This window comes from Actinomadura scrupuli (assembly GCF_050971785.1).
GTDB classification, from domain to species: Bacteria; Actinomycetota; Actinomycetes; order Streptosporangiales; family Streptosporangiaceae; genus Actinomadura_E; species Actinomadura_E scrupuli.
The window spans coordinates 685,620-696,262 of sequence record NZ_JBPCCU010000001.1; the positions used below are offsets into that span (position 1 = coordinate 685,620).

At 71.2% G+C, this 10,643-nt stretch carries 11 protein-coding genes and 1 tRNA gene; 5 read left to right on the forward strand and 7 right to left on the reverse strand.

Going from position 1 to position 10,643, the window contains the following annotated elements:
- The first annotated feature begins 302 nt into the window (after positions 1-302).
- On the forward strand, positions 303-851 hold the full coding sequence (locus tag ACRYCC_RS03100) for a sensor histidine kinase (protein WP_433808447.1): 549 nt from the start codon (positions 303-305) through the stop codon (positions 849-851).
- A complete protein-coding gene (locus ACRYCC_RS03105; RefSeq protein WP_433808449.1) occupies positions 848-1,498 on the forward strand; it encodes a response regulator in 651 nt (216 codons plus the stop codon). Before ACRYCC_RS03100 ends, ACRYCC_RS03105 begins: the two co-directional genes overlap by 4 nt.
- A gap of 16 nt (positions 1,499-1,514) precedes the next feature.
- Here ACRYCC_RS03105 and ACRYCC_RS03110 read toward each other — a convergent pair whose 3' ends face one another.
- The 4 genes from ACRYCC_RS03110 to ACRYCC_RS03125 all read right to left on the reverse strand — a co-directional run bounded on the left by ACRYCC_RS03110 (position 1,515) and on the right by ACRYCC_RS03125 (position 6,022).
- Entirely contained in the window at positions 1,515-3,209 is a 1,695-nt protein-coding gene (locus tag ACRYCC_RS03110) for an AMP-binding protein (RefSeq protein ID WP_433808451.1), read from the reverse strand.
- A 97-nt stretch (positions 3,210-3,306) separates the two neighbouring features.
- Positions 3,307-4,470 (reverse strand): cytochrome P450, encoded by a 1,164-nt coding sequence (locus ACRYCC_RS03115; RefSeq protein ID WP_433808453.1) that lies wholly within the window; start codon positions 4,468-4,470, stop codon positions 3,307-3,309.
- Positions 4,467-5,270: an SDR family oxidoreductase gene (locus ACRYCC_RS03120; protein ID WP_433808455.1), complete on the reverse strand. Its 804-nt coding sequence runs from the start codon at positions 5,268-5,270 to the stop codon at positions 4,467-4,469. Before ACRYCC_RS03120 ends, ACRYCC_RS03115 begins: the two co-directional genes overlap by 4 nt.
- Positions 5,267-6,022: an SDR family NAD(P)-dependent oxidoreductase gene (locus tag ACRYCC_RS03125; protein ID WP_433808457.1), complete on the reverse strand. Its 756-nt coding sequence runs from the start codon at positions 6,020-6,022 to the stop codon at positions 5,267-5,269. Before ACRYCC_RS03125 ends, ACRYCC_RS03120 begins: the two co-directional genes overlap by 4 nt.
- Positions 6,023-6,241: 219 nt before the next feature.
- Here ACRYCC_RS03125 and ACRYCC_RS03130 point away from each other — a divergent pair, with 219 nt between their 5' ends.
- Together ACRYCC_RS03130 and ACRYCC_RS03135 are read left to right on the forward strand one after the other, a co-directional pair.
- Positions 6,242-6,856, forward strand: coding sequence for a TetR/AcrR family transcriptional regulator (locus tag ACRYCC_RS03130; RefSeq protein WP_433808459.1), 615 nt, complete (start codon positions 6,242-6,244; stop codon positions 6,854-6,856).
- 195 nt (positions 6,857-7,051) lie between these two features.
- Positions 7,052-8,308, forward strand: coding sequence for a PucR family transcriptional regulator (locus ACRYCC_RS03135; RefSeq protein ID WP_433808461.1), 1,257 nt, complete (start codon positions 7,052-7,054; stop codon positions 8,306-8,308).
- Positions 8,309-8,331: 23 nt separating this feature from the next.
- Here ACRYCC_RS03135 and ACRYCC_RS03140 read toward each other — a convergent pair whose 3' ends face one another.
- The 3 genes from ACRYCC_RS03140 to ACRYCC_RS03150 form a co-directional block, all read right to left on the reverse strand.
- Positions 8,332-9,114, reverse strand: coding sequence for a nuclease-related domain-containing protein (locus ACRYCC_RS03140; protein ID WP_433808463.1), 783 nt, complete (start codon positions 9,112-9,114; stop codon positions 8,332-8,334).
- A gap of 256 nt (positions 9,115-9,370) precedes the next feature.
- Positions 9,371-9,991, reverse strand: a complete 621-nt coding sequence (locus ACRYCC_RS03145) for a TetR/AcrR family transcriptional regulator (protein ID WP_433808465.1) — start codon at positions 9,989-9,991, stop codon at positions 9,371-9,373.
- Between the two features lie 85 nt (positions 9,992-10,076).
- Positions 10,077-10,148, reverse strand: a tRNA-Arg gene (locus ACRYCC_RS03150).
- Positions 10,149-10,241: 93 nt separating this feature from the next.
- Between ACRYCC_RS03150 and ACRYCC_RS03155 the strand changes: the two genes are divergently transcribed.
- The gene (locus tag ACRYCC_RS03155) at positions 10,242-10,631 is read left to right on the forward strand and encodes a response regulator transcription factor (RefSeq protein WP_433808467.1); all 390 of its coding nucleotides are present in this window, start codon (positions 10,242-10,244) and stop codon (positions 10,629-10,631) included.
- The last annotated feature ends 12 nt before the right edge of the window (positions 10,632-10,643 follow it).

The following is a 10,643-nucleotide window of genomic DNA, read 5'->3' on the forward strand; positions in this document are numbered from 1 at the left end:
AGCGGCTAATCGACTGGACATGGGCTCTGTGCGGGGCGAACGTCGAGGTGGGTGCATTAAATACGGACGGGGGTCCATCAATGATCAACGGGCAGTCTCGGTCAATCCCGGACACGCCCGAATACACCGCCACATTCACCGCATCGGTGGGCGTGACCGGGCCGGAGCGGGCTGATCGGCTTCCAGGGGGCTGGAGTCGCAACAATGGCCTGACGTATCCGCAGGAGCCGGCGCCGGGTGATGCCGCGCTCTGGCGCCAGCGTCTCCGGCACGACATCCGACACGAGCTCGGCACGATCATCATGCTGGCCTCGGCGGTGGCGGTGTCCGACGACATAGGAGACAAGAGCAGGGAACTCATCGAACAACTGCTGGGCGAGACGCGCTGGCTCGACCATCTGCTGCGGCAGCTGGACGAGGACGACGACGCACAGCCGCTGCCGAGCCCGGAGCGGATCCGGGTCGACGAGCTCGCCGCCGAGGTGGTCGCCGGGCTGCGGCTCGCCACGTCCCACGAGGTGGGCTTCACCGCCCAGCCGGCCTGGGCGCACATGGACGCGCTGGCGCTGTGGCGGGCGCTGCGCAACGTCCTCGACAACGCCTGCCGGGTGGCCGGCAGCCGGGTGGACGTCAAGGTCGAGCACGAACAGGGCTGGATCGCGATCCAGGTCGATGACGACGGGCCCGGGTTCGGCTCCGGCTCCGCCGGCAAGGGGGGCCTGGCCTCGCTGGGTCTGGGCATCGTGCACGACCTGATCTCCGGCTACGGGGGCAACCTGGAGATCCGGCACTGCGAGCTCGGCGGAGCCCGGGTGCGCATCCTGCTGCCGACGGCGGGCGGCGGCCCGTGAAAGTGATCGTCTGTGATGACCACGCGGTCTTCGCGGATTCGCTGGCGCTGGTCATCGCCGATGCGGGTCACAGCGTCGTCGGGGTCGCCTACAGCCCCGACGACGCGCTTTCCGCACTGCGCGCCGCCTCCGCCGACGTCTGCCTGATCGACCTGCACTTCCCGGGCGAGAGCGTCCTCGAACGGCTGCCCGAGCTTCGCGCGGCGGCGCCGGACACCCGTTTCGTCGTGCTGACGGGCTTCCTGGAGCAGGAGGTGCTCGACGCCGGGGTGGACGCCGGGGTCCGGGGCTTCGCCCACAAGGGCCAGCAGGCCCGGGACATCATCGAGCTGCTGAGCCGGGTGCACGACGGAGAGCTGGTGGTCGACGACGCCACCGGGCGGGCCGCCCCGAGCTCGCCGCGCAACCAGGCACAGCACGTCGCGCGGTTCCTCACCCCGCGCGAACGCGAGGTGCTGACCCGGCTGGCCCGGGGCGAGTCCACGGCCACGCTGGCCAAGGACATGGGCGTCACCAGGAGCACCGCCCGCAGCCACGTGCAGAGCGTGCTCACCAAGCTCGGGGTGCACTCGCAGCGGGAGGCGGTCATCGAGGCCGCCCGCAGCGGCCTGGTCAGCGTCGAGACGGGAGAGTGGCTCGTCGGCTGACACCCCGCCCGGCGTCTCAGCCGGGTGCCGCGAAGAGCGACCTCGCCCAGGCATAGTCGGGCTTGCCGACCGGCGTGTGCCGCACGCCCTCGGTGAAGCGGAACTCCCGCGGCACCTTGTACCCCGCCAGCGAGGACCGGCAGTGCGCCATCAGCTCCCGCGCGAGGGCCTCTTGATCCAGGACGAAGGACCCGGCGGGCGCCGCGGCCGGCTCGGCGCCGGGAACAGCGGCGGGGGCCGCCGCGACGACCGCGGTGACGCGCTGGCCGAGCCGGGGATCCGCCACACCGATCACCATGGCCTCGGCCACCGCGGGATGCGCGCGCAGCACCGTCTCCACCTCCTCGGCGTAGACCTTCTCCCCGCCCGTATTGATCACCAGTGAGCCCCGGCCCAGCAGGGTGACCGCACCGTCCTCCTCTACCCGGGCGTAGTCGCCCTGCAGGACCCAGCGCCGTCCGTCGGGGCTCCGCACGAAGGTCTCGGCCGTCTTCTTCTCGTCCGCCCAGTAGCCCAGCGGGATGTGACCGGTGCGGGCGACGATGCCGACCGCGCCCGGCCTGGCCCCGACGGGCACCAGGTCGGGGCCGAGCACCGCGAACTCCGGGCCCAGCCGGAACCGGCCGCTCCCGTCCGAGGCTCCCATCGCCCCGGTCTCGGAGCCGCCCAGGTTGTCGGAGACGTACGCGCCCGGCACCGCGGCCAGCAGCCGCTGCCGGACGTCGGGAGAGAGCGGGGCGCCACCGGACCCGAACGCGAACACCGCCAGGTCCGGGTGGGAACCGGTGGCCAGTTCGTCGGCGATGGGCTGCGCCATGCCGTTGCCCACCAGCATGAGGATCTGGCTGCGCTCCCGTACCGCCAGCCGCAGGGACCGGCGGGCGTCGAAGCTGCGCTCGGACCACAGGATGATCGTCCCGCCGGTGGTGAGCGTGATCCAGCTGATCCACTGGCCGCCGCCGTGCATGAGCGGCGCGTGCACCTGTGCCCGCAGCGGCTCGCGTCCGGCGGCGGCGGCGAGCAGCTCGGGCCGTTCGATGGGCGGGCCGCCGAAGTTGCCGCCGCCCATGGCGGCGAAGAAGATGTCCTCGCTGCGCCACAGCACACCCTTGGGCAGTCCGGTGGTGCCCCCCGTGTACAGCAGGTACGGATCGTCCCCGGAGCGCGGCCCGAAGTCCCGTACGTCCGGCGCCTGCGCCAGCGCCTCCTCGTACATCCGGGCCGTGGCGTGCCCCGTGGGCGCCGCCCCCGGGGTGCCGGAGACGTCCCCGTCCGGTGAGTCCTCGATCACCAGGACGTGGCGGAGCCGGGGGAGTGCCGCGCGGTCGACGCGGGCCAGCAGGGAGCGCTCGGCGATCAGTGCCACGCAGGCGGAGTCGCCCAGGAGGTGGGAGAGCTCGTCGGCGACGTAGCGGTAGTTGACGTTGACCGGGGCGGCCCGGAGCTTGAAGCAGCCGATCATCGACTCGAGCCACTCGGCCCGGTTGTAGGACAGGATCCCGACGTGGTCGCCGGCCCGTACTCCGGCGGCGGACAGGTGGTGGGCCACCCGGTTGGCCCGCGCGTCGAGCTCGGCATAGGTCAGCCGCAAGGTCGTCCCCGCCGGCCGGCCCGCGGTGCCGCCCGGCGGCGCATCGGTGACCAGCGCGATCCGGTCCGGGCAGGCGTCGGCGACGATCTCGAACAGGTCGGCGAGATTGAAAGCGGTCATCGGCTGGCTTCCGTTTCGCGCACACCCCTTCGTGATCATGCGATCGTTCGACGAACGATCGCATGATCACGAAGGGTGAGGGCTGGGGTGGTGGGGGTCAGCGGGGGGACAGGGTGAGGGGGAAGGCGGTGACGCCGCGGACGAAGGCGTTGCGCAGGATGCGGGGACCCTGGTCGTCGGCCCAGGACGCGCTGCCCACCCGCGCGATGAACTCCTCGAAGAAGATCTGCAGCTCGAGCCGGGCCAGGGACGCGCCCAGGCAGAAGTGCGCGCCGAGCCCGAACGCGATGTGGCCGCCCGGGTCCCGGGTGACGTCGAAGTCGCCGGGACGGGTGAACACGGACTCGTCGCGGTTGGCGGAGCCGTACATCAGCAGCACCTGGCCGCCCGCCGGGATGGTCACCCCGGCCACCGACGCCTCCCGGTTGGGGACCCGGCACATGTTGAGGATCGGGGTCGTCCAGCGGATGAACTCCTCCACCGCACCGGGCACGAGCGACGGGTCGCGGCGCAGCAGCTCCCACTGGGCCGGGTTGCGGATCAGCGCGTCGATGGCCGTCGCGATGACCGTCCGGGTGGTCTCGGCGCCGCCGACCAGCAGGAGCAGGGCCTCGTGGGCCAAGTGCTCGTCGTCGTAGTCCGGCTGGCCCGGGCCGGGGTTGCTCCAGATCGACAGCAGGTCCTGGCCGGGGCACGAACGCCGCTCCTTGGCCATCTCCAGCACGGCGAGCGCGAACTCCCCGACCGCCAGCGTCGCCTCCTCGGTGACGTAGCGCATGCCGCCCCCGGCGTACACCGCGGTCTCCGACCAGTGCACGAGCTGCGGCCAGTCCTCCTCGGGGAAGCCCAGCAGCCAGCCGATGACCCGGGCGGGCAGCGGCGCGGCCAGCGCCGGGACGGCGTCGACGGAGCCCTGCCGCAGCGCGGTGGTGATCAGCTCCACCGACGTCGCCCGGATCCGCTCCGCGTAGCGGGAGACCCCGCGCGGCGTGAAGCGCTGGTAGACCATCCGCCGGCGGTGGGCGTGCTCGGGGTCGTCCATGCCGATCATGGAGGGGTCGGAGGGGAGCTGCGGGCGGTAGCCCCCCGAGTTGGTCCACACCTTCGCGTTGCGTTCGATGGCGAAGATGTCGGCGTGCCGGGAGATGCCCCACAGCCCGTTCTCGGCATCGTGGTAGACGGGTGCCTCGTGGCGCAGGTACGCGTAGACGGGGTCGGGGTCTCCCGCGTACATCTCCCCGTCGAGCAGATCGATCTTCATGCCCGGCCCTCCAGGGCCTCGGCGCCGAACATGGGCTCGAACAGGGCCGAGTAGTCGGGGCCGCGCCGCAGATGGTGACCTCCGTCCACGTTGACGACCTGGCCGGTGATCCAGGACGACTCCGGGCCCACCAGGAACCGCGCGGCGTCGGCGATGTCCGACGGCTCGCCGACCCGGCCGAGCGGCATGCACGCCAGGTAGTCGTCGAGGACCGGCCCCGGGTCGGTGATGCCGGCCACCAGCTCGGTCCGGACGAGGCCGGGACGGATCGCGTTCACCCGGATGCCCGCCGCGCCCAGCTCGTCGGCGGCCAGGAGCACCAGGTGGTCGACCGCGGCCTTCGACACGCCGTAGGCACCGAACCAGCGGTGGGTGTTCGACGCGGCGATCGAGGAGATGGCGACGACCGCGCCCCCGCCGGTCCCGGCCATGGCCCGCGCGGAATGCTTGATCGTCAGCATCGTGCCGGTGGCGTTGAGCTCGAGCGTGGCCCGCCAGGCGGCGGCGTCCAGATGCCTGATGGGCCCGATCGAGGTCGAGCCGCCGGCGCTGGCCACGACCGCCCGGAGCGGGTGGTCGGAGGCGGCGAAGGCCACCGCCGCGGCGACCTGCTCCTCGGAGGTCACGTCGGCGACGACGTGGCGGGCGCCGATCTCCTTGGCCGCCTCCCGGAGGCGCGACTCCGTACGCCCGCAGATGGTGACGGCGGCGCCGTCCGCGGCGAGCCGGCGGGCACATGCCAGGCCGATCCCGCTGCCACCCCCGGTGACCAGGGCGGCCGTCCCGGCCAGCGGGCTCATCGGTCCACCGCCGTGGTGCCGCCGTCCACGACCACCTGGGTGCCGGTGACGAAGGAGGCCTCGTCGCTCATCAGGAACCGCACCACCTTGGCCACCTCCTCGGGGGCGCCCAGCCGGCCCAGCGGGGCCTTGGTCGCGAAGTCGGCGATCATCTCGGCGGGGGTGGCGCCCCGCAGCATCGGGGTGTCGATGTAGCCGGGGCAGACCGCGTTGACCCGGACCCCGTCCGCGGCCAGCAGGTGCGCCAGCGACCGGGTCAGTCCGAGCAGACCGGCCTTGGACGCGCAGTAGGCCGGGATGAACGCCTGGCCGAGGAACGCCTCGATCGAGGAGATCCCGACGATCGCCGAGCCGGGGTTGCCGCGGAGGTCCCCGAGGAGGGCCTGGGCCAGGAATGCCTCCGCCCGCAGGTTGACGTCGAGGACGAAGTCCCAGCGCTCCTCGGTGAGATCGCCGACCGGGTCGGGCCGGACGACCCCGGCGGCGTGCACGAGCCCGCCGATGGTGCCGAGTGCCGCGCGGGTGCTGTCGGCCGCCTCGGCGAAGGCCGCGCCGTCGGTGACGTCGATCTGGACCGCCAGGGTGGCGACGTCGCAGGCCAGGCCGATGTCCTTGGCCAGTGGCCCGGCGTCGGCCCGATCCCACAGGGCGACGGGGCGGCCCGATTCCGCCAGCGCGCGGGCGCACGCGGCTCCGATGCCCGAGGCGCCGCCGGTGACGATCACACCGGTGGCCGGGGAGGTCGTGAACATTCATCCTCCAGGAATGAGACTGCAGTCCAACCTAATGCCCGTACCAAGCAAGCGATAGGCCGCAGCCCTGGCCCCGGGCGCCGGCCGCCCACCCGTGCCGCGGGGGGCGGGGCAGATCGCGGATCGCCTGTCTCGTAGGGTCTCTAGCCGACGAGGGACCGCAGACCCGGCCTCTGAAATAGGGGAGGATGGGGGTCGGCGACGGAAGGCGAGCCGGTGATGCAGGGCGACGATGCGCAGATCACGGTGACGCGTGCTCGCAGCAAGGAGCAGCAGGCCCGCCGGGTGCGGCTGGTCGAGGCGGCCCGATGGCTCGCCGACGAGGGCGGCTACGCCGCGGTGACCATGCACGACGTCGCCGACCGCGCGGGCGTGGCCAGGGCCACCGTGTACCGCTACTTCGCGTCCAAGGACCATCTGCTCACCGAGGTGGCGGCCGACTGGGCCCGGACGGTCACGGCGGACATCGTGCTGGCCGCCGGCACGGAGCCGTCCGGCGGCGCGACGCCGGCCCAGCGGCTCGGCGACCTGCTCGAGCGCATCGTGGAGGTGGCGGCGGCCGACCTCACCCTCACCTCGACGATCATCCAGGCGGTGACCTCGCCCGATCCGGCCCTCGAGGACGCCCGCACCGAGCTGTTCCTGTTCGTCCGGGCCCGGCTGGCCGCGGTGATGGGCGACCCGCCGCCGGCACAGGAGGAGGCCGAGATCGTGCTGGGCCACGTGCTGCTGGCCGCTCTGGTCAGCCTCACCGCGCTTCGCCGTCCCACCGAGGAGGTCGTCGCGATGGTCCGGACGGCCGCCCGCCTGATCCTGGCCGGCGCGCTCTCGTAGGCCGCCCGGCGAGGGTCACGACCACGGATGCGACTGCCGGGGAGCATGTGACCGCCTGCGGCTCTTGTCATCCTGGTGACAACGATCTGCGGCGAATGCTTCTCTGAACCAGCAGAACCAGTCGCCGGACACCGATAGTTTCCGCCCTAGTCGGCCAGGTACGTTTCAGCCCACGTGCGTTCCAGGAGGTGCGGGATGGGTCAGCACGCGCCCCGCAAGCCTTGGTACGGCGTCCCCGGTGAGATCGCGGAGGTCTTCCGCCCGCATCTAAGCGGGGTCGCGGACGAGATGATCGGCGAGATCCAGCAGGGCGTGCCCGAGTACGCCCGGCCGCTCGACGACGCCTACGTGCGGATGGTCCGGCTGGCCGTGGAGGGGGCGCTCCAGCAGTTCGTCGACCTCATCGACGACCCGATGGCCTCCTGGAAGAACGTCGTCGACGTCTACGGAGAGGTCGGGCGGCTCGAGGCCCGGGAGGGCCGCAGCCTGGACGCCCTGCAGACCGCCCTGCGGCTGGGGGCCCGGGTGGCCTGGCGGCGGCTGACCGAGGAGTCCGAGCGGCTCAACGTCTCCCGGCAGACACTGGGCATGCTCGCCGAGGCCATCTTCGCCTTCCTCGACGAGATCGCCGCGGCGGCCACCCTCGGTTACACCAAGGCCCGCGAGGAGGTGGCCGGCGAGCTGGAGCACCGCCGCCGGCGCCTGCTCGACATGCTGCTCGCCGAACCGCCCGCCGGCGCCCAGGCGCTGGCGGACCTGGCCCGGATGGCGCAGTGGCGGGTGCCGCGGAGCGTCGCGGCCGTCGTGCTCTACGAGCGCGGCCAGGACCGCTTCTCGCATCCCTCGCTGCCGCCCGACGTGCTGGCCGACATCAACCGGCGGGAGCCGTGCCTGCTGGTGCCCGACCCCGATGGGCCGGGCCGCGGCCAGATGCTGCAGACCGCGCTGCGTGACTGGGTGGCGGCCGTCGGGCCCACGGTGGCGATCGGCGACGCCGCCAAGTCGCTGCGCTGGGCGCGTGAGGCGCTGGTGCTGGCCCGCCGGGGCGTGATCCCCGACCAGGGCCTGATCCGCGCGGCCGACCACATGCCCAGCCTGATCATTTTCAAGGACGAGGAACTGGTCAACGCCGTGGCCGCCAAGCGGCTCGGGCCGCTGCTGGAGGTACGGCCCCGGCACCGCGAGCGGCTGGCGCACACGCTCCTGGCCTGCCTGCAGAACGGGTTCAACGCCACCGAGGTCGCGGCCCGGCTGCATGTCCACCCGCAGACCGTGCGGTACCGGCTGCACCAGCTGGAGGAACTGTTCGGCGAGCAGCTGTACGACCCGGACGCCCGGCTGGAGTTCGAGATCGTGCTGCACGTCTGGATCGCGCTGGCCGGGGAGGGCGCCGAGCCGGAGTCGTCGTCCGCCCAGGTGATCGCACTGGACGGCTCCCGCCGCAACGCCTGAGCGGGAGCCGTCCAGGCCGCCGGTCAGTGCACCGCCACGGTGTGATCCCTGATCGGAAGCCGGTGGATGACGGCCTGGGTCACCGCGTCGATCTGCTCGGGGGTGAGCAGGTCGCCGCCGGCGTCCGCTTTGCCGGTGCCGGTCCGCAGGATCCGGCCGGGAAGGCGGTAGACCCGCAGCACGGTGATCCCGCTTCCGGTCAGTCCCTTGCGCGGGAGCCTGCCGCCGTGCGCGATGAGAAGCGGGGAGACCCTGATCCCGGTCTGCAGTTCCCGGGACAGCAGTTCGGCGATCACATCGGCCATTTTCTGCAGCCGCACCGCCGTTCGTGAGGCCGAATCCTTACCGATGAACAGTTTCCCGCCATAGACGGCGAACTCGGTCTCCGGGTCCCAGGCCTGATTGTCGATGACCCATACCCCGGTCGGCCCGATCACCAGATGGTCGGCATTCCCCTGCCCCGGAACGGAGCGGCCGTGCAGCACGCGATACCCCCGCCATTCCAGGGTGAACCGCAGCACCCGGGCGGTGCGCTGCTCGCCGCGCTGGCCCCGGCGCCAGACGCGCAGTATGGCCCGCCGCCACCCGTGGTAGGCCATGTCCGCACCGGCCGCGAGCAGCGCGGCGAACACTCCCCACGCAGGTGAGAACAGTTTGCCGGCCAGCACGAGGCAGACTCCGGCGATGATGCCCCGCTGGATGAGCCGCTGGCGCCGCCCGCGCTCCCACAGCTCTTCATAGATCGCCTGCGGCGACCCCCCGGTGAAAGCCGGGTTGTCCCGGAAGTAAAACGACCCACCGGACATTGGCCACTCCTCTTGTAGAGCGTTCCACACGATGTCTTGATACCCGTTCGCGGAACGGTTCTCCATAGAGGTTATGCGATTAGGGCGCTATCGGGAGAGTGTCTGGCACCAGTTGACGATGATAAGTTCGATGTGCAGTCAGATCTGTAGTCAAGGCAATACAGGTAATCTTGTATTGTAATGGTCTCTGCAATTTTCATCGACACTTGAACAATGGCCCTGGAACTGGGCCGAAGCGTCCCCGGAACGGGAGGCCTCACCGGTCCAGCTGGAGCATCCGGTCGATGAGCTGGTGCAGATGCGCCCGGAACCGGCGGAGCAGCACGGTGTTGTGCGGGCCCTCACGCCGGCCCGCCTTGTTGATGACACCGCCGACGCAGAAGCCGTGGATGCACCAGCTGACGGTCCACAGGGCGTACTCGATGTCCACCTCGGTCCGGATGAACTCCTGGATCACCGAGGTGATCCGCTCCTGGCCGGGCTTGACGTACATGCTCTCCAGCTCGGTGATGTCTGTGGCGTCCGACTGCCACCGGTGCAGCCACAGCGCGGGCACCTCGGGGTGGTCCACGCAGAAGTCCAGGTAGCGGTCCGCCAGCATGTGGATGCCGGCCCGGTCGGGGGTGAACTCCGTGAACGCCGCGTCGAAGACCGCCTTCTCGGCCAGCGACGCCCAGGTCATCACCGCGACGTAGATGTCCCGCTTGGTGCCGATGAGCTCGGTGATGGTGGCCACGCCGACCCCGGCGGCGTCGGCTATCAGCTGGGTGGAGGTCCCGTCGTAGCCGAGCGAGGCGAACAGCCGGGTCGCGGTCTCGATGACGCGATCACGGACGATCTCGGGCTCGAACCGGGTTTCGCGCTGCGCCGCAGTCATAACCTCACGGTAGTCGCCGTGCGAAATACGGGGCAAAGAGCTGGTCAAGTCTTGGCAGTACAACGGCCAAATGAAGCAGCGTTTGTGCCCCCGGTAGGATTCGAACCTACGCATCCGGCTCCGGAGGCCGACGCTCTATCCCCTGAGCTACGGGGGCTCAGTGCGATAGAAGATTACCAGGCTTCCCACGCGGTCGTGCACCTCGGTGTTCACCGTGCGTGGCGACGATGGAACAGCTAACTTAACGCCCGTGACCGAGCTACTGGGACGCGTACTGGTCGTCGATGACGATGAGGTGATCCGGCAGCTCATCGCCGTCAACCTGCAATTGGAGGGCTTCGAGGTCTCCACCGCCGTCGACGGTCAGGACTGCCTGGAGAAGGTCCAGGCGATCCGGCCACATGTGATCACGCTGGACATCATGATGCCCCGGCTGGACGGCTGGGTGACGGCGGTGAAACTGCGGGAGAACCCCGTCACCGAGGGCATCAAGGTCGTCATGATCACGGCCAGGGCGCAGGACCACGACATCCGGCGCGGCCACGAGATCGGGGTGGACGCCTACGTCACCAAGCCCTTCGACCCCAACGAGCTGATCCGTACGGTCCGGGAGCTCGCCGGAGCGCGCGCCGACGGCTGAGCGCCCCGCGCC

What these genes read in the sequence shown, in the direction of transcription:
- ACRYCC_RS03100 (WP_433808447.1), top strand. Translation starts at nt 303, where the DNA reads ATGCTGGCCTCGGCGGTGGCGGTGTCCGACGACATAGGAGACAAGAGC.
- ACRYCC_RS03110 (WP_433808451.1), bottom strand. Translation starts at nt 3,209, where the DNA reads ATGACCGCTTTCAATCTCGCCGACCTGTTCGAGATCGTCGCCGACGCC.
- ACRYCC_RS03115 (WP_433808453.1), bottom strand. Translation starts at nt 4,470, where the DNA reads ATGAAGATCGATCTGCTCGACGGGGAGATGTACGCGGGAGACCCCGAC.
- ACRYCC_RS03120 (WP_433808455.1), bottom strand. Translation starts at nt 5,270, where the DNA reads ATGAGCCCGCTGGCCGGGACGGCCGCCCTGGTCACCGGGGGTGGCAGC.
- ACRYCC_RS03125 (WP_433808457.1), bottom strand. Translation starts at nt 6,022, where the DNA reads ATGTTCACGACCTCCCCGGCCACCGGTGTGATCGTCACCGGCGGCGCC.
- ACRYCC_RS03130 (WP_433808459.1), top strand. Translation starts at nt 6,242, where the DNA reads ATGCAGGGCGACGATGCGCAGATCACGGTGACGCGTGCTCGCAGCAAG.
- ACRYCC_RS03135 (WP_433808461.1), top strand. Translation starts at nt 7,052, where the DNA reads ATGGGTCAGCACGCGCCCCGCAAGCCTTGGTACGGCGTCCCCGGTGAG.
- ACRYCC_RS03140 (WP_433808463.1), bottom strand. Translation starts at nt 9,114, where the DNA reads ATGTCCGGTGGGTCGTTTTACTTCCGGGACAACCCGGCTTTCACCGGG.
- ACRYCC_RS03145 (WP_433808465.1), bottom strand. Translation starts at nt 9,991, where the DNA reads ATGACTGCGGCGCAGCGCGAAACCCGGTTCGAGCCCGAGATCGTCCGT.